A 15760-nucleotide genomic window follows, 5' to 3' on the forward strand; every position below is an offset into this window, starting at 1 on the left:
TATTTATAATAATTTTTGAAAAAAGAGCATGCTTACTTTTTGAAAACAGCCTAAGAAAAAGAGGATGACAATTGTCTGTCACCCTTTACCATGAAGATCTTATTTTTTCATTTCATCTTTTAATACTTCTATCGCTTTTTTCATTTGTGTATCTGATTTTTGAAGTTTTTCCCGGAGTTTATTCATTAATTCTGTTGTTGTTTCTCCGGTAATAATTCCATCTTCTTTTAATTTTTCTTTCTTTTGAAATTCTTTTGCAGCATTTTCCGTACTATCATCAAAATAGCCATTTGTATTGTCTACATCATATCCTAATGCTTTTAGCATTTCTTGCGCCGTTTTAACTTCTTCTGAATTGCTGCCTTTTTTCAATTTACTTTCTGGATTAATCATTGTTAAGCTTGCATAACTTGGAAGTTCTACTTTATAGGATGGTTCAATCCCTTTTTCATGAATCCAGCTACCATTTGGTGTCAACCACTTATCTACCGTAAATTTAATATTACTTCCATCTGTGAAACTTTTTGCTTGTTGAACGGTTCCTTTACCAAACGACTTAACGCCAACAAGTGGAACATTGGCAGATTGATTAACCGCACCAGCTAATATTTCTGAGGCACTTGCACTTCCACCATCGATTAACACAACAAGTGGAATGTCCATATTACTGCTATTTTGCGAAGTAACTTTTTCTACAGTTCCATTTTTATGTTCGATTTGATAAATAATTTCCCCATCTGGGACAAATAAACCAGCAATTTTCTTTACTTCTTCTAATAAACCGCCTGGATTATGACGTAAATCAAGGACAATACCTTTCATACCATCCTCTTGATATTTATTTAAGATATCGACTAATTCCGTTGCTGTATGCTCCGAGAAGCTTGTTATTTGGATTTTAGCAATTTTATCTTTACCCATTTCTCCATAAACAGTCTCAATCGGAATCGTATCTCTTGTAATCGTTATTTTTAACGGTTCACTTGCACCAGACCGTTCTATTTCTAATTCTACATTTGTCCCTTTTTCACCACGAATTAAAAGAACAGCTTCTGAAGAACTCATTCCTTGTAATGACTCACCATCTACTGTAAGAATTTTATCGTTCGGTTTAATTCCTGCCTTTTCAGCTGGTGATCCTTTTATTGGCGATACTACTACAATGCTATCATTTAATTGCTGAATTTCTGCTCCTATGCCTTCAAAAGAGGAAGAAATACTTTGTTGGAAGTTTGCAGCCTCTTCTTCATTCATATAATCAGAATATGGATCATCAAGTGCTGTAAACATCCCGTCAATAGCACCATTCACTAAATCTACTGAATTTAAATCCTTGTAATAGTTATCCATTAATGTATCATACGCTGTATACAGTTTATTGAATTCTTCCCTCTGATTATTTACCGTAACAGCAGGCTCATCACCAAAAGAAAAAGCAATCGTTGTAATCCCAGCAGCGGCAATGACTACTACAAATAAAAGCATGACAAAATAAAACTTCTTAATTTTTATATATCCTTGTTCGCTTTCTTGCTCTATTTCTTTTTCTGTATTATTGTTACTGTTATCCAAATACTTCACCACTTTCGTTTCCAAGAGAGTTTTACACTATGTATGCAAATAGAATACCACGTTTATTTTTACTTAATCAAATATAAGGAAATTCTTCTATTAATAGGGAACAGAAAAGGAATGATTGATGTGGTATTCCTTTTCTGCGCCCTAGCTTATATTTTTCGAACGACCTTAAAGTACTCTTCTAAGGTCCAGTCATTTTCATGAATATCTTTTGCAGATTTTTTACCTACATATCGAAAATGCCACGGTTCAAATTCATATTGTGTGATTTTCTCCTTCCCTTTCGGATAACGGAGAATAAAGCCATATAAATGAGCATTTTCCTTTAACCATTTTCCTTCTTTCGTCTCTCCGAATTCCTCTGTTAATAAGAAGTTGGCACTCTCACTTGATATATCCATTGCAAGTCCTGTTTGATGTTCACTATTTCCAGGGTACGCAACTGCTTGTACCGCCTTCTCTTTTCCAACCCGGCTAACCTCCGCATCATAGACCTCCGTTTGACGGTTGTAAGAACGATAACCAGAAACTGCATAAAGTGTAATGCCACTTTTCTTTGCACCGTTAAACATGTCCTCCAACGCTTTTGCTGCTTCTTTTCTCATATAACTTTTTTCAATATCCTGATTACCAAAGGAAAATTCAACATTTGGTCTCACTAAATCCTTTGGAGCATAGCCATCTGGTAAGCCGAATTCTTTATTAACAAGAGAAACAATATTTGTTGGATTTTGAATGATCTTTCTTCCATCAACCTCTTTTATGTCATTAAAAAAAATAGATTCAAGTGTCCAAGGTGTTTTTTCTTCCTCTGACACTGTCTCAGAAGGTTGTTGCTCCTCATCCTTGACCTGATCCTCTTTGTTAACTGGTGTTTCCACTTCTTGTTCCTTTTCAGTTTTATCCCAAAAAGAAACTTTGTCTTGTATTGATTTTAAATCTACTTTTTCACACCCTGTTAACATTGCAATCGCTAATGCTAAAGATGAGATAGCTACTGATTTCTTCATTTATGTCACCTTACATATCATTAAATTTTCTACACTACTGGATTTTATAAAGGTATGCAAAAAGCATACCTTTTTCTATTGCTAATTATTTTATTGCTGCTTCTAAAGCCACTTCAATCATTTCATTAAATGTTGTTTGTCTTTCATGTGCTGTTGTTTCTTCGCCAGTTAAGATATGATCACTTACAGTTAAAACAGAAAGGGCTTTACGATTAAATTTAGCAGCTATCGTATAAAGTGCAGCTGTCTCCATTTCTATTGCTAAGATTTGATATTTCGCCCATTTTTCCAGCTCAGAATTATCGTTATAAAACATATCTGCGGTAAAGACATTTCCTACTTTTAAAGATAGTCCTTTATCCAATCCACTATCATACGCTTTTTTCAGCAAATCAAAGTCCGCTGTTGGCGCGTAATCTACTCCTCCAAAGGTTAAACGATTCATTTGAGAATCCGTTGAAGCACTCATTGCAAGAATGACGTCTCTTACTTTTACATCCTTTTGGATTGCACCACATGTTCCAACACGAATTAAGTTTTGGACATTATAGCTGCTAATTAACTCATTAATATAGATAGAAATAGATGGAACACCCATCCCTGTACCTTGTACACTAATTCTTTTTCCTTTATATGTCCCTGTATAACCAAACATATTACGAACTTCATTATAGCACACTGCATCTTCTAGAAAATTTTCAGCAATATATTTTGCTCTTAATGGATCCCCTGGAAGTAAGACAGTTTCTGCAATTTCCTGTTCTTTTGCACCAATATGTACACTCATTTTTATTTCCTCCAATTGACACTCATTTCATTGTTTCAATCCAAATATTACATGCTTATGAAAACTTCACTATTTGTACTATATCATATTCTAATATGCTGTAAAACATATTTAATTTTAGCATAACAAATTTTTGATGAGGTTATACTAAAATTAGTTTTCCTACACTAAGAGAGGCAAAACTAATTTTATCCTATTTTATAGGAAAATAAAGGATTCTGTCATGAGGGGGATTATAATGGGTAAAAAACATCGAAATAGGATTAATTCTCCAAAGAAGAATAATCATATACCAAAAGAGGCTATTATTGCAGAACAGGAAGCGCATGGAAAAGAATACTCTGCAACGGGACGCAAACGATAATATGACCTTTCAAGCTATTAGAGTGCTATAAAATTAGGTATAAAAAAATGGTGAGATTTCCTCACCATTTTTATTATCTTTATTCATCAAGTTCTTCGTCAATAATGCATTTGTCCAATAAATATTCAAATGTAATGTCAGCCAATTCTTCCATTTCACCTTCAGTAGGAACGAATCCCCTTTTTACTAGCTCACGAAAGAAAAACTCTGCTATTTCCTCAGTATCAATAATTACGTCGATTTCTTTCATGCTTATCGCCCCCCTTTTTTAAAGAATATATGTGACATTAAGAAAAAAATGCTTTCACAATAAAATTATCTGATAAAACAGGCTTTTTTTCAAGAAATATTATCTAGTATATAGCAAATTAATTGAAAAAATAGACATGCTTTGCATCAGGTCTACATATAGTTTAAATAAAAAAGGGAGGCATTTAATAATGAATAAAATCCAATTCGTAGTCGAAAAAATAAAAATAGATTTGAACAAGGAAAACAGTGAAATCCTCACTATTTTTCATTCCCTTTTACAAAAGCTTTTTTCCCTTCTAGTCATTAGCAGCATACCGATGTTTATCTATCTATTATTCTAGATTTTCGTTTCATTATCTTTATCAGATCTGCTGCTGACCAACTTGAGTTTTCGAAGGGTTAACTTCATAACCTGCTCATATTCGGTATCTTTAAATAAAGAATATAAAATACTGTAATCATTATAGATATCTAGCAATCCGTCAATGAGCTCTTTCTTCTCCTTACTTCTTTCTAATAATTCTTTTTCGGTCTGCTGGAAAGAGCTATTCGCCTTTTTTAACTCAATGGATTTTTGTTTTTTATCCAATATATAAAGTAGTCCTAATTTTTGTATAAATGAATCTGCACTATCTGCATCTGCTACTAGGGTTAATTCATCTTCCCCTGCTTCTAGCCATTCTCCATCACTTACTCTAGAAAGCTCATAAATTACATCTTCCCATGCATCGTTTTTATATCTCCAAATTTCTGTTCGAAACCCCATTATTTTAAAAAGATTGGATCCATATCCTTTCACTTTGACTAAATCACCAATAAAGAAGCGAAATTCAATATCAATCTTCTCTGAATCCATAATTTCACCATCATACTCAGAAAGCATTTGCAAACTGGATTCCAAATATAAACCTTCACTTTTATTTACTTCATATACATGCATATGATCCAAATATTTTACATCTATTAAATTTTTTATATACAGTAACGAATTTTTTAAAAAAATAACCCTCTTTGTCAAGAAGGGTTATATAGCTTTTTCTCATTATTTTCTTTTTTTTGTTTTTCTATCGCTTCGCAATTTTCAACTAACCTAATCAAACCTTTTAACATCAATTCGTGATTTGGTTCATTCAGTCTAATTATCTTACCTCCCAATATACCTCACCCTATAAATGGATTTTAATAATTCTTATGTTTTTCAAGATTTGTCCTATTACTCTATTTATCTCCGTATCTCTCGATTAATTCATCTAATAACTTATTCACGTAATATGTATACTTAACTTGTTTCTTCCTATTTAATATAGGTACACCAATCTCTCGACAATTATCCAAACTAATACTTGACTTATTTAATTTACTTTTATATTTATGATCTTTTATTTGATTCTCAGCATAATATTTCAGTTTCACAAATTCATTAATATGTATGAAATAAGTTTCATTATCAAAATCTCTAAAGTTCATTATGAACCCAGCAATCAATCCATCATATTTAGATGCATCTTCTAAAGCTTTAATTTGATGATTTTTTATAATCTTTTCATTAAATGAAATGCTTTTTGCTTTAGTTGATTTCAATTCAATAGGAAACAGATTAGGCTTCTTATAAATGAAAGAGTCAAAGTCATTCTTAGATACTCTTGCTCCTCTTTTTAACATCATTTGAGGTACATCTTTAATTCTGTATATGTATATACCTTGATCAACTGCCGATTGTTTTAGTTGTTCTTCAAATGATTTCCCCAAGTTTTTAGCCAAACAATCACCCTTTATTTAATTTATTTATATTTAAATTCTTTCATATGTTACGAAACTATAATCATAATCGTTTTTTTCATCTGATAGGTGTTTCTCAATGTCGATTACCTTCCACTCATTCATATCAATACTAGGAAAATATGTGTCAGCCTTATCGAATTCGTGATCAATTATAGTTACGTATAGTCTATTCGCATACTTGATAGCTTCCATATATACTTCTTGTCCGCCTATTATGTATAACTCTTGTTCATTATTGTTTAGCTTATATTCCTTTATAACATCCTCAATGGAATGGCGTATAAACGCTCCAGGAACATGAAACTTTTTATTCCTGGAAAGTATGATATTATGTCTGTTCGGTAATAGCTTGCCAATACTTAAATATGTAGTTTTCCCCATTAATATAAAGTGACCTTGTGTTAGCTGCTTGAAACGTTTTAAATCTGCTGATTGATGTGAAAGGAGTTTATTCTTATAACCAATTGCAGAGCATCTGTCCATACATACGATTAAATTAATACTCAAATTGCCACCTCTAATTTCATTTGAGAGTGTGGATGATATCCTTCTAAAGCAAAATGCTCTGGTTTAAAATCATAAAAGTTCTTAATTGAATCATCAATTATCAGATTAGGCGCAATGGTTTCTTCTCTGTTTAATATCTCCTTTGCTTGCTCTAAGTGTCTGTCATAAATATGTAAATTGTTAATATAATGATGGAACTTACCTACTTTAAATCCTGTTGATTGTGCAATCATATGTTGAAGTAAAGCATATTGAGTAACATTAATATTACCTGCAACTAGGTAATCTGAAGAACGCTGAACTAAAGTCATATTTAACCTTTCACCATCATAGTCCCACATAGTTAAGAATGCACATGGATAAAGAGTCATTCCATGTAAATCTTCATGATTATACAAGTTTGTAATCATTCTTCTACTATAAGGATCGTTTTTTAAATCGAAAATTAATCTATCAATTTGGTCAAAGTAACCTTCCTTATATTTATGTTCCTTAGCCATCTGTCTACCGTAAGCAAGACCTAGATTATTTTCTTCATTCGCCCAACTTCTCCAATACCTAACTCCATATTTTTCTTCAAGTAATTGAACATCATTGGATTTATCTTGGTATATCCATAAATCTTCTTTCAGTCCACTTTTCCAAGCAGTAGGACGTAAACCAGCAATAGGGAACTCCTTTTCTAAGTCATATTCATTTAATACTCCGAAAGTTTTATATGTATAAGCCGGAGTACCATCTGCCCATTTAGGTCTAACATTCTGACCGATATCTGATTTACCACTTAGTAATATTTTCTCTAAGTTACTTTTTAATGTTCTGTCTCCGATTGACATATTTACCTCACAATAATAAATTTTTTAAATTAAAAGGAGAGAATAACCCTCCTTCACTCTATCATTTTGTGCCTGTACTTCCATGCCCACCACGATCTTCATTATCCAATGTTTCAACTTCTTCAAACTCAACTGTTGGCATTTTCTCCATAATTCTAAACTGACAAATTCGCTCACCTTGATTGATAACAGTGTCTCTCAATGCATACGCTGGAAAGAACCATTGATCATTATTCCCTTTATAGGATTCATCAATTATTCCCATTGAGTTAGTTTCAATAATACCGAAGTGCTTAAATGTACTTGAACGAGGAACTACATGGGCTTCATACCCTTCAGGTAATTCCATTGCAATACCTAGTGGAATAAGTTTAAACTCATCTTTTTTAATTTCTACAGTTTTAGCTGCTCTTAGATCAATCCAGTCACCTTTCTCTATTTTGTTCACTTTTGGTAAATCCTTATTAAAGTATTTAATTTTAATTTTTAATGTCATATGTATAATACCCCTTTAATCTATTCTAAATTTACGTAACGTTTTCTATTTTACCACTAACTAATAGCTAGTATAACCTCTAATAAAATCCATCTTTTAATGCAATTCTCAATCAATATGTTGTTACATCATCGGAAGTAAATACTATATATAGTTTTAATTAATCAGTCAGAAAGCCATCCCCATAACTAACTGGCTGATTAAGTTTTTATTTTTCTATTTTGTATAATTTATTTTTAATAATCGTAATCTGAGTCCTTCATATCCTCAACTACTGAAAGTAAATAACCGTTTCCTACTGTTGAAAAGAAATCATGATTAGTTGTTCCAGTAGACAATCCATTAATAACAATAGGATTTACGTCATCTGCAGTGTCTGGAAATAATGGCGATAATCCTAGATTCATCAAAGCTTTGTTAGCGTTGTATCGTAAAAATACCTTCACATCTTCAGTCCATCCAACTTGATCATACAAATCTTCTGTATACTTAACTTCGTTTTCATAAAGGTCATATAATAATGTGTAAGCCCACGATTGTACCTCGTCTTTTTCTGTATTAGATAGTTTATTAAAAGCTACTTTAAATTTATATCCTATGTATGCCCCGTGGGCTGATTCATCACGAATTATAAGCTTAATTACTTCTGCTACGTTTATTAGCTTAGCTTTGCCTAGATAATATAAAGGTGTATAAAAGCCCGAATAGAATAAGAAAGATTCTAGAAAAACACTGGCTATTTTCTTTTGTAAGGGAGTCCCGTTTTTATAAACTTCATTAATAACCTTTGCCTTGTATTGCAGTTTATCATTCTCCCTAGCCCATCTAAAAATATCATCTATTTCTTTTTTTGTATTAAGTGTGCTGAATATGGAAGAGTAGCTTCTAGCATGTTCTGATTCCATAAATTGAATGTTATTCAATACTGCAATTTCATGTTGAGTTGCTGCGTCTTTTCTTAGTGCATCAATTCCATCCTCAGACTGTAATGTATCTAGAACAGTTAACCCTCCAAACACTTTTTCCACTAGCCTTTTTTCAATATCAGGTAGCTTAGTCCAATCTGACTTATCTTTTGAAACTGGCATTCTAGTTGATAACCAAAATTGCTCAGTTAGTTTTTCATAAGTGATTTTATCAAGCATATCTTCTATTGCATTCCAGTTTATAGCTTCTTTATAGACTGTCAATTCATCATCCTCCTTTTATATTGAACAATTAGTACAGAAGTTAGCACCAATTTCTTCACCATCATCTGTAAAAGTCCTAATATAATAAACTGATTTAATACCTTGTTTCCATGCATAATTACGTAGAATACTTAAATCTCTAGTTGTTTTCTTAGTAGGGTATTCACTTCCTACTTTCCATTCATACATCCCTTCAGGTAACTCTGAACGCATAAACAAAGTCATACTTAAACCTTGATCAACATGTTTTTGTGCAGTTGCATAGGTATCAATTATTTTTCGCTGATCCATATCGTATGCAGATTGATAATATTCGATTGTTTTGTCGGATAAATATGGAGCTGGATAATAAACCTTCCCCCTTTTCCCTTCAGTTCTTTCTTCAATACGTTGAGTTATTGGATGGATGGATGCCGTAGCTTCATTAACATATGAAATAGAACCAGTTGGTGCAGTCGCAAGCCTAAAACCGTTATAAAGCCCATGTTGCATTACTTTTGACTTCAATTCTTCCCAATCTTTATGTTTAGGGATAAATATATTTTTAAATAATTCTTCGACTTTTGAGTATCTAAATCCAGTTTCAGATTCATTTAAATACATATCGAAGTAGGTACCATCTGCATATTTTGATTTCTCGAACTCATAAAATTTAATTCCAGTTTCAAAAGAAATATTATTACTTTCTACCAACGTCCAGTAGTTTAGTAATTTAAAATAAGTATCAGTGAATTCTAGTGCTTCAGGCGAACCATATTGAATTTCATTTTTTGCTAAAAATCCATGCAAGTTCATTGCTCCTAAACCTACAGAATGATACATGTCATTACCGTTCTTCACACTAGGCACTACATCTATATTTGAATTATCAGTTACATAAGTTAAAGCTCTTAACATCGTCCTAACCGACTTTCCAAAATCAGGTGAGTTCATCAAATTGACAACATTAGTAGAACCCAAGTTACAGCTTATATCATTACCTAACTTTTCGAAAGTTTGATCATTATTTATTTTAGAATCTTGTTGAACTTGAAATATTTCGGTCATTTGTCTTCTATATGAATCGCTACTTCATATACGTTCTCTTATGAACTGCTGCATGTCACCATACAGATGAGACTATATCATATTCCTTGGATAAGGAATCTCTGCGTTTCGAGTACCAATCGCTTATACCCTACGTCTCTCGACTAGTCGTTAGAGATTTTCCACACATTGAGTGTTTCTTTCCTACGGGATTGTCTCAATGAGAGTTTCCCCGTTTAGCAGAGTTTGCTACATACATTGCTGTATGAAGGTGCTACCGTTAACACAAATTACTCATTAAAATATTTCCATCAACTGCATTTTCTTTATTTACTGTATCAATATTAATTATGTAAGGATACCCACTCTCATTTTGTAGGTTACTAATCTCGGTTTCTAGTTCCCTCGCCTTAATTTTAGTTTTTCTGATATTTGGGTTGTTTACCATATTTTCGTACTCTTTAGTAATATCAACATATGAAAAAGGCTTGCCATATTCTTTTTCTACATCATGTGGTGAAAATAAATACATGTATTCGTTATTCTTTATCAATTCATAATACTTGTCTGGAACAATTAGCCCTAAGGAGAGAGTCTTAATTCTAATTTTTTCGTCGGCGTTCTCTTTTCTTACTGATAGAAAGTCTACTACATCAGGATGAAACACATTCAAATACACCACACCAGCGCCATCTCGTGCCCCACTTTGATTGGCGTAAGAAAAAGCATCTTCAAATAGTTTCATAATAGGAACTACACCGTCTGCTAATCCATCAACACCTTTGATTGGATCATTATTGGCTCTAATATTACTTAATGAAATGCCTACTCCTCCGCCAAGTTTAGATAATTGTAAAGCTGAATTAATGGCTCTTCCTATTGAATTCATATCGTCGGACAGTGTCAACAAAAAGCAACTCACCATTTCACCAGCCCTAGCTTTACCTATGGAAAGGAACGTTGGGGTCGCTGCTTGATATCGTTGATTAATCATCTCATCCGCAATGTCTAAAGCTAATTGTTGATCCCCATTTCCCAATGCAAGTGCATTAAAAGCGATTCTATCTTCATATCTTTCTAGAAACCTACTTCCGTCATCAGTTTTCAAAGCGTATTGAGAATAAAATTTATATGCTCCCATGAAAGATCGAAATCTAAATTTCTTATTATAAATAGACTTGAATAATTTCTTAATGAATTTTCTCTCATACAATCCTAAGAAATCTTCTTTTATATAGTTATTTTCAATTAAATAGTCTAATTTTTCATCTAAAGTATGAAAGAATACCGTATTAGGATTCACATATTCTAAAAAATATGCTTTAACCGCTTCCTTATCTTTGTCTAATTGTATCTTTCCATCTTTAGGTATATTAACTAGATTGTTTAGTTTAAAATATGTATCCTCTTTAGTCTTCTTTTGTAGTTCTGGAGACTTCAATCAGCTTCACTTCCTTTTTAAAGTTTATTACATCCTGTTCAATACCACTAAATTCAAAAGTATATAATAGTGGGGAGTTGTATTTCTTAGAAATTTCATGAGCATTAAAACAATATTGTTTGTTATAATTCAAGCTCCCACTTCCTACCACACCTTTTAAATACTTTACGTTATTTTTATACTCTAGAAAGTCACTAATTAATTCAGTTATTTCACTATCGTATGAAGGGACTACGACTATAAAATCGTTATTCATTTTCACAAATGGGTTACTATAAGGAATTTCAGTTGAATCGAATTCAAGTTTATCTACAAAACTCCTTACGTTCCCAGTTAATGATAGAAAAGCAATTTCCATTTACTTCAACGCCTGCAATAAATCCGGTCTAAATCCTGAAAACGGTTCTATACCTTCTGCAACAACTACAGGCATTGAACTAAATCCAAGATCATTCTTAACATAATTTAAAGCTGCTTCATCCTCTTCAACATTGATAGTGTTAAAATTAACACCTTCACCTTCTAGCACTCTTTTAGTCATATCGCATTGTGGACAACCGTGTTTCGTATAAACTGTAACTTTAACCATATGGCTTTCCTACTTTCTTTATATAAGTTATTTCTTTTTCAATTCTGCTAAATCTCTCGTACCATTTATATATGTATTATCTTCTTCTGTTTCACTTAACCAATTTTCCATATTCGCATAAGCATTTGCCATAGCATTCTTATCTATTTTCTTCTTTTTGATTTCTACTTCTATGTAATCATCAATGTTGCTATCTGGTATGATATGCTGTTTTCCATCTAATCCAGTGAATATATAATCTCCCTTACTATAGTAGACTTCATGATCGAATTGGAGTATACTTCCTGGTTCTGTTGCTACCGTGACTGTTCCGACATTAGGCTTAAAAGCAACTAATTTAGACAACCGCTATTCTCCTTTTTGTAATTTATTTTTATTTATTTGTACATTTCTAATAAATCTTCGATAGTAACAGTCTTGAAGTCTTCCCCTCTACTTTGATCGTCAGCATCGAACATTTTCTCGTCAATAGTTGTAATATCCATTAGATCACCTCCTTAAAATTCATCGTACTTGTTCCATACTGTGTAGTAATTTAACAACATCCTGCATCGGGAAATACGAACACTTTTGGTTCTTCTTCATTTTTTAATTCGTAAATTATTACTTCTTTCCACTCTTTTTCTGTTATCGCTATATCTTCATCGGCTTGAATTAGTTTTTTAACATGGTCTTCATTTTCAGCGATTACCATTAATCCACCACCAGAATGATAATTAGGTGAAACTTGGTCATTGTATTGCCATATGAACATTTTCATAATTAATTCCTCCTTCAGTTTTAATTTATCTAATAAAAGGTGAGATTTATCTTGGCAATATTTCTGATAGTAAATCTATCAATTCAACCTCTTTTATATCATTGCCATCTGAATCCCTGATTTCCAATGAATGATTGATATCTAATGTATTTCCATACATAACAAATATCTCTCTCCCATTGCCAACATCCCACATTAATCCTAGAATATCGTCACCATTTTTTACAGCATATTTAAAGTTTGCTATAATATTCACCTCCCAAAATAGAGAATTTTTATTATTCTTCTAAATATAAATGCCAAGCCATTGCTTCTTCTTCCTCCAAAGATGCCCTAAAATAACTTTCAACATTTTCATTTTCACTAATAACTATGTATAAATCGCCAGTGTGGTTGTTCATTTTTACAGTTTCAATCTCATTTGTATAAACAGATTCACCTTTCCACTTAACATAAATATATTCATTGGTACCGTCTTGGTAATTAATGTCGATTGCTACAATATCTTTATGTTGCAAAAGTCTTTCAAAAGGAGAAATTTCTCCATCATGCCATGTACAAGTAAATGTAGAATGCTTATTAGCTTTTGATGAAAGTTGAAGGTATACTTCTTCTGATGTTAGATATTCTGATACGCTATTCGTGGCGCTTCTCGAAATAGACCTTTTAATATCTACAACATTGAATCTTCCTATATCCTCTCTTTTAAATTCCAACGCTTCGCAATTTTCCAATGCCAATCCTATTGATTTGATTTCTCTCATATATAACACTCCCCTCTTTTTAAGATAAAAGTATAAATTTAAAACAAATCGTAATTTTCTCCAAAGTCTTCCAAATACTCTTCAATTGAATCCTGGATATCTTCAAGAAAGTCAACGTCATCGTGGAGTTTTTCGGATAGCTCTTCTATTTGACCTTGAGCGAATTGCCATCTTCCCTCTTCTTCTAACAGTTCCAACTGATGCTTTATTACCAGTTTGTAAGCTTTTCTCAAATCCATTATAATTATCCACCTCATTTTAATTTAATTGTATTTAAAACCCTTTAATCCATTTCCCCTTCGTTAGAAATGCTCCAACTCCAGCTAATATTGATGTCATCCATAATGAATAAGTATCTAAATTCCAATCCCAATTATTTTCTTCTTCATAATATGTATGTGATTCCTCTCTTTCAATCTCACTAACATTATTCATTTCATTAAGTTGTTCTTGCTGCTTTTTTAAAACTGTAGCGTAACGTTCATCAATTCTACTCAGCTTATTTTCTAAGTTGTGATGTTTAACATAAAGATCATTCAACTCTTTGTTTATTGCTACTAACCTCATAGACATATCTACTAGTGTGATTAAGAATGCGACTATTGTAAGGATTATGAGGAATTTCAACAGCTTATTCCCCTTTTTCCTTTTCATTTTCTACTCTCCCATACTAAGATTATATTTATCTATTATTCCCTGTCTATCATATTCATCAATATCTAATTGTCTTAATTCTTTCATTAAACCATCTGAACAGTTGTTATGTGATGTAATATATAGCTTTTCTTTCTTTTTCTTATCCCATGAAATTTCAATTGTGCTTGTTTTACCTTCCATAATGCCTTCACAGATTGGACAGTTCATTTTAATTCATCCTTACTCTTAACAAAATAGGGTTCTAATTTAGTTCTAATGTGATTCTTTAATGCAGCTCTCCAATATCGATTATAACCTTCTTTATAACCACCATTCACTTTAACTGAAAAATCATATTGAACAAAAATTCCGTCATCGTCTGGAATCGGATCGTATATTTTCACTCCGTTATCCTTCAGAAATTTGCTAATGTTAATTCTTTCATTGATGATCAGTTTTCTTATGTATTCCAAATGTTTGGCATATCCAATTTTATTTTCCTTTTGTGACTTAACTATTCTACTTTCTAAATAGTTTATTGTTAAATCAATAATAATTTTGTCATGAATTGCATTTTCTATTTCTTCACTGATATTAGCCTTCAATATAATCACCCGAAGGTATTATACCACAACTGCCAGACTTTCTTCCCTCTCCATTTCTTCATCTAACTTTCTGTAAGCTATCTCTAACTCTTCCTCTGATTTTTCTAGCTCCTTTTTAAGTCGTTCAATTCGAAGTTTAATTGCAACTAATTTACTCATGTTATCTTATCCTCCTTATTGTTTAATTGTTCCAGCCAAGCGATATCGTCACGGTTGAATAAGTCATCGTCTCTACTTCCTGATGCCATTAAACTCATGATAGCCATAAAGATGATGAGTACAATACCTGAAACTAACCAGATCATTTCTCTCACCTTCTTTCTTGTTAGAGAGTTACTGTTTAGCAACTCTCTCTATCACTCAACTTGTATTTATATTGTAATTTATTTATATTTAAAAGTAAATAGTTTTCATTAATTTATTTATATTTAGTTTTAAAATTTATCAAATGGTTCGTATGTATTTTCTTCGTCCGGTAATAAATTCTTAGCTAATCTCATTTGATCTAGAAACTTATTGTACAATACTTCATATTTACGGTACTCTTCCTCAGTAATATTTTCATTTCCTTCTAATTCGCCTAATAATGCACCAACGTAGATTTCAGCATTTTCAATGTGGAAGTCGATCATATCTTTATTCATATGTATTATTTCCCCTTTAACAAATCAAATTTTTGATTATATAAATCTCTCACTATTTGTAATTCGGTAGGATTATGTAATAAGTTTATGTCAATAAGTAAGTCACGCAGCGATTGTTCAAATTCGTTATTAAATTCGTATACATGTGTTATTTGACTCTCAACAAGCCATTGATTAAGGTATTTTTCAAATTGTACTCTATATTCAATTACTCCTTCTTCACCAACTCTTTCACGTTGATCAACAATTGTACCTTTACGATTTAGTGTGTTAGCAAATACTTCATCACCTACTACAAAACCCATTACCTTCCCTTCTTTCAATTATTAGATTTTCCACCATTTACGATGTGTTTGATACTGGATTGGCATTTTTCTTTCATATTTGTACCATGTATGTAGATTATCTAAAGCGAATAGTAAGTACGAATATGTTAGAAAACCTAGTAGCATTAGGAATGTTGGCATTCGATCACTCCTTTTTTGTAATTTAT

The 15760-nt window shown here is 32.0% G+C and carries 28 protein-coding genes and 1 pseudogene; 2 read left to right on the top strand and 27 right to left on the bottom strand.

What is annotated here, in order from left to right:
- Positions 1-99: 99 nt before the first annotated feature.
- The 3 genes from NSS71_RS07795 to deoD form a co-directional block, all read right to left on the bottom strand.
- Positions 100-1572 (bottom strand): lmo1851 family serine protease, encoded by a 1473-nt coding sequence (locus tag NSS71_RS07795; protein WP_285850767.1) that lies wholly within the window; start codon positions 1570-1572, stop codon positions 100-102.
- 155 nt (positions 1573-1727) lie between these two features.
- The gene (locus NSS71_RS07800; protein WP_144544906.1) at positions 1728-2588 is read right to left on the bottom strand and encodes a M15 family metallopeptidase; all 861 of its coding nucleotides are present in this window, start codon (positions 2586-2588) and stop codon (positions 1728-1730) included.
- Between the two features lie 85 nt (positions 2589-2673).
- Complete coding sequence (gene deoD / locus NSS71_RS07805) at positions 2674-3375, bottom strand: purine-nucleoside phosphorylase (protein ID WP_047940464.1); 702 nt, start codon at positions 3373-3375, stop codon at positions 2674-2676.
- Positions 3376-3613: 238 nt separating this feature from the next.
- On the opposite strand from deoD, the gene NSS71_RS07810 reads away from it, so the two are divergent.
- The gene (locus NSS71_RS07810; RefSeq protein WP_095259060.1) at positions 3614-3739 is read left to right on the top strand and encodes a hypothetical protein; all 126 of its coding nucleotides are present in this window, start codon (positions 3614-3616) and stop codon (positions 3737-3739) included.
- A 79-nt stretch (positions 3740-3818) separates the two neighbouring features.
- Here the strand turns inward: NSS71_RS07810 and NSS71_RS07815 are convergent, their stop codons facing one another.
- Complete coding sequence (locus NSS71_RS07815; protein WP_082138223.1) at positions 3819-3989, bottom strand: YozD family protein; 171 nt, start codon at positions 3987-3989, stop codon at positions 3819-3821.
- Between the two features lie 190 nt (positions 3990-4179).
- Between NSS71_RS07815 and NSS71_RS07820 the strand changes: the two genes are divergently transcribed.
- Positions 4180-4332 (top strand): hypothetical protein, encoded by a 153-nt coding sequence (locus NSS71_RS07820; protein WP_186440699.1) that lies wholly within the window; start codon positions 4180-4182, stop codon positions 4330-4332.
- Here the strand turns inward: NSS71_RS07820 and NSS71_RS07825 are convergent.
- From NSS71_RS07825 to NSS71_RS07935, 23 genes and pseudogenes are all read right to left on the bottom strand, one after another.
- Positions 4329-4967 (bottom strand): annotated as a pseudogene (locus NSS71_RS07825) (hypothetical protein); the annotation flags it as partial. The gene NSS71_RS07820 and the pseudogene NSS71_RS07825 overlap by 4 nt on opposite strands.
- Before the next feature lie 242 nt (positions 4968-5209).
- Positions 5210-5752, bottom strand: a complete 543-nt coding sequence (locus tag NSS71_RS07830) for a Holliday junction resolvase RecU (protein ID WP_341151406.1) — start codon at positions 5750-5752, stop codon at positions 5210-5212.
- 30 nt (positions 5753-5782) lie between these two features.
- Entirely contained in the window at positions 5783-6280 is a 498-nt protein-coding gene (locus NSS71_RS07835) for a dihydrofolate reductase (protein ID WP_341151407.1), read from the bottom strand.
- Complete coding sequence (thyA, locus tag NSS71_RS07840; RefSeq protein WP_341151408.1) at positions 6277-7116, bottom strand: thymidylate synthase; 840 nt, start codon at positions 7114-7116, stop codon at positions 6277-6279. The genes NSS71_RS07835 and thyA overlap by 4 nt, the downstream gene beginning before the upstream one ends.
- Positions 7117-7177: 61 nt before the next feature.
- Positions 7178-7612 (bottom strand): dUTP diphosphatase, encoded by a 435-nt coding sequence (locus NSS71_RS07845; protein WP_341151409.1) that lies wholly within the window; start codon positions 7610-7612, stop codon positions 7178-7180.
- A 236-nt stretch (positions 7613-7848) separates the two neighbouring features.
- Positions 7849-8802 (bottom strand): class 1b ribonucleoside-diphosphate reductase subunit beta, encoded by a 954-nt coding sequence (nrdF, locus tag NSS71_RS07850; RefSeq protein WP_341151410.1) that lies wholly within the window; start codon positions 8800-8802, stop codon positions 7849-7851.
- A 15-nt stretch (positions 8803-8817) separates the two neighbouring features.
- On the bottom strand, positions 8818-9849 hold the full coding sequence (locus NSS71_RS07855) for a ribonucleoside-diphosphate reductase subunit alpha (protein WP_445668929.1): 1032 nt from the start codon (positions 9847-9849) through the stop codon (positions 8818-8820).
- 259 nt (positions 9850-10108) lie between these two features.
- The gene (locus tag NSS71_RS07860) at positions 10109-11269 is read right to left on the bottom strand and encodes a ribonucleotide reductase N-terminal alpha domain-containing protein (protein WP_445668930.1); all 1161 of its coding nucleotides are present in this window, start codon (positions 11267-11269) and stop codon (positions 10109-10111) included.
- Positions 11238-11627 carry a class Ib ribonucleoside-diphosphate reductase assembly flavoprotein NrdI gene (gene nrdI, locus NSS71_RS07865; protein WP_341151411.1) on the bottom strand — a complete coding sequence of 130 codons (390 nt, stop codon included), beginning with the start codon at positions 11625-11627 and terminating at the stop codon, positions 11238-11240. The genes NSS71_RS07860 and nrdI overlap by 32 nt, the downstream gene beginning before the upstream one ends.
- Complete coding sequence (nrdH, locus tag NSS71_RS07870) at positions 11628-11858, bottom strand: glutaredoxin-like protein NrdH (protein ID WP_341151412.1); 231 nt, start codon at positions 11856-11858, stop codon at positions 11628-11630.
- A 27-nt stretch (positions 11859-11885) separates the two neighbouring features.
- Positions 11886-12203, bottom strand: coding sequence for a hypothetical protein (locus NSS71_RS07875; RefSeq protein WP_163186934.1), 318 nt, complete (start codon positions 12201-12203; stop codon positions 11886-11888).
- Positions 12204-12393: 190 nt separating this feature from the next.
- Positions 12394-12618 (bottom strand): hypothetical protein, encoded by a 225-nt coding sequence (locus NSS71_RS07880; RefSeq protein WP_341151413.1) that lies wholly within the window; start codon positions 12616-12618, stop codon positions 12394-12396.
- A 46-nt stretch (positions 12619-12664) separates the two neighbouring features.
- Positions 12665-12874, bottom strand: coding sequence for a hypothetical protein (locus NSS71_RS07885; RefSeq protein ID WP_341151414.1), 210 nt, complete (start codon positions 12872-12874; stop codon positions 12665-12667).
- Positions 12875-12896: 22 nt separating this feature from the next.
- Positions 12897-13382 (bottom strand): hypothetical protein, encoded by a 486-nt coding sequence (locus NSS71_RS07890; protein WP_341151415.1) that lies wholly within the window; start codon positions 13380-13382, stop codon positions 12897-12899.
- Between the two features lie 38 nt (positions 13383-13420).
- Entirely contained in the window at positions 13421-13621 is a 201-nt protein-coding gene (locus NSS71_RS07895) for a hypothetical protein (RefSeq protein ID WP_341151416.1), read from the bottom strand.
- 34 nt (positions 13622-13655) lie between these two features.
- Positions 13656-14036: a hypothetical protein gene (locus NSS71_RS07900; protein WP_341151417.1), complete on the bottom strand. Its 381-nt coding sequence runs from the start codon at positions 14034-14036 to the stop codon at positions 13656-13658.
- 3 nt (positions 14037-14039) lie between these two features.
- The gene (locus NSS71_RS07905) at positions 14040-14246 is read right to left on the bottom strand and encodes a hypothetical protein (protein WP_341151418.1); all 207 of its coding nucleotides are present in this window, start codon (positions 14244-14246) and stop codon (positions 14040-14042) included.
- On the bottom strand, positions 14243-14623 hold the full coding sequence (locus tag NSS71_RS07910) for a hypothetical protein (protein ID WP_341151419.1): 381 nt from the start codon (positions 14621-14623) through the stop codon (positions 14243-14245). Before NSS71_RS07910 ends, NSS71_RS07905 begins: the two co-directional genes overlap by 4 nt.
- A gap of 18 nt (positions 14624-14641) precedes the next feature.
- Positions 14642-14782 carry a hypothetical protein gene (locus NSS71_RS07915; RefSeq protein ID WP_341151420.1) on the bottom strand — a complete coding sequence of 47 codons (141 nt, stop codon included), beginning with the start codon at positions 14780-14782 and terminating at the stop codon, positions 14642-14644.
- On the bottom strand, positions 14779-14928 hold the full coding sequence (locus tag NSS71_RS07920) for a hypothetical protein (protein WP_341151421.1): 150 nt from the start codon (positions 14926-14928) through the stop codon (positions 14779-14781). Before NSS71_RS07920 ends, NSS71_RS07915 begins: the two co-directional genes overlap by 4 nt.
- Positions 14929-15057: 129 nt before the next feature.
- Positions 15058-15267: a hypothetical protein gene (locus tag NSS71_RS07925; protein WP_341151422.1), complete on the bottom strand. Its 210-nt coding sequence runs from the start codon at positions 15265-15267 to the stop codon at positions 15058-15060.
- 5 nt (positions 15268-15272) lie between these two features.
- Positions 15273-15572, bottom strand: coding sequence for a hypothetical protein (locus NSS71_RS07930; protein ID WP_341151423.1), 300 nt, complete (start codon positions 15570-15572; stop codon positions 15273-15275).
- 21 nt (positions 15573-15593) lie between these two features.
- Positions 15594-15734, bottom strand: coding sequence for a hypothetical protein (locus NSS71_RS07935; protein ID WP_163186950.1), 141 nt, complete (start codon positions 15732-15734; stop codon positions 15594-15596).
- Positions 15735-15760 lie beyond the last annotated feature (26 nt).

This window comes from Niallia sp. FSL W8-0951 (assembly GCF_038006525.1).
GTDB classification, from domain to species: Bacteria; Bacillota; Bacilli; order Bacillales; family Cytobacillaceae; genus Niallia; species Niallia circulans.

Excerpts from the sequence above, each read along its gene's own strand:
- NSS71_RS07905 (WP_341151418.1), bottom strand. The coding sequence starts at position 14,246 with ATGAACTGTCCAATCTGTGAAGGCATTATGGAAGGTAAAACAAGCACA.
- NSS71_RS07800 (WP_144544906.1), bottom strand. The coding sequence starts at position 2,588 with ATGAAGAAATCAGTAGCTATCTCATCTTTAGCATTAGCGATTGCAATG.
- NSS71_RS07880 (WP_341151413.1), bottom strand. The coding sequence starts at position 12,618 with ATGAAAATGTTCATATGGCAATACAATGACCAAGTTTCACCTAATTAT.
- NSS71_RS07900 (WP_341151417.1), bottom strand. The coding sequence starts at position 14,036 with ATGAAAAGGAAAAAGGGGAATAAGCTGTTGAAATTCCTCATAATCCTT.
- NSS71_RS07820 (WP_186440699.1), top strand. The coding sequence starts at position 4,180 with ATGAATAAAATCCAATTCGTAGTCGAAAAAATAAAAATAGATTTGAAC.
- NSS71_RS07935 (WP_163186950.1), bottom strand. The coding sequence starts at position 15,734 with ATGCCAACATTCCTAATGCTACTAGGTTTTCTAACATATTCGTACTTA.
- NSS71_RS07890 (WP_341151415.1), bottom strand. The coding sequence starts at position 13,382 with ATGAGAGAAATCAAATCAATAGGATTGGCATTGGAAAATTGCGAAGCG.
- NSS71_RS07810 (WP_095259060.1), top strand. The coding sequence starts at position 3,614 with ATGGGTAAAAAACATCGAAATAGGATTAATTCTCCAAAGAAGAATAAT.
- NSS71_RS07925 (WP_341151422.1), bottom strand. The coding sequence starts at position 15,267 with ATGAATAAAGATATGATCGACTTCCACATTGAAAATGCTGAAATCTAC.
- NSS71_RS07855 (WP_445668929.1), bottom strand. The coding sequence starts at position 9,849 with ATGACCGAAATATTTCAAGTTCAACAAGATTCTAAAATAAATAATGAT.
- NSS71_RS07845 (WP_341151409.1), bottom strand. The coding sequence starts at position 7,612 with ATGACATTAAAAATTAAAATTAAATACTTTAATAAGGATTTACCAAAA.
- nrdH (WP_341151412.1), bottom strand. The coding sequence starts at position 11,858 with ATGGTTAAAGTTACAGTTTATACGAAACACGGTTGTCCACAATGCGAT.
- NSS71_RS07915 (WP_341151420.1), bottom strand. The coding sequence starts at position 14,782 with ATGAGTAAATTAGTTGCAATTAAACTTCGAATTGAACGACTTAAAAAG.
- NSS71_RS07815 (WP_082138223.1), bottom strand. The coding sequence starts at position 3,989 with ATGAAAGAAATCGACGTAATTATTGATACTGAGGAAATAGCAGAGTTT.
- NSS71_RS07930 (WP_341151423.1), bottom strand. The coding sequence starts at position 15,572 with ATGGGTTTTGTAGTAGGTGATGAAGTATTTGCTAACACACTAAATCGT.
- thyA (WP_341151408.1), bottom strand. The coding sequence starts at position 7,116 with ATGTCAATCGGAGACAGAACATTAAAAAGTAACTTAGAGAAAATATTA.
- nrdI (WP_341151411.1), bottom strand. The coding sequence starts at position 11,627 with ATGGAAATTGCTTTTCTATCATTAACTGGGAACGTAAGGAGTTTTGTA.
- NSS71_RS07895 (WP_341151416.1), bottom strand. The coding sequence starts at position 13,621 with ATGGATTTGAGAAAAGCTTACAAACTGGTAATAAAGCATCAGTTGGAA.
- NSS71_RS07920 (WP_341151421.1), bottom strand. The coding sequence starts at position 14,928 with ATGATCTGGTTAGTTTCAGGTATTGTACTCATCATCTTTATGGCTATC.
- deoD (WP_047940464.1), bottom strand. The coding sequence starts at position 3,375 with ATGAGTGTACATATTGGTGCAAAAGAACAGGAAATTGCAGAAACTGTC.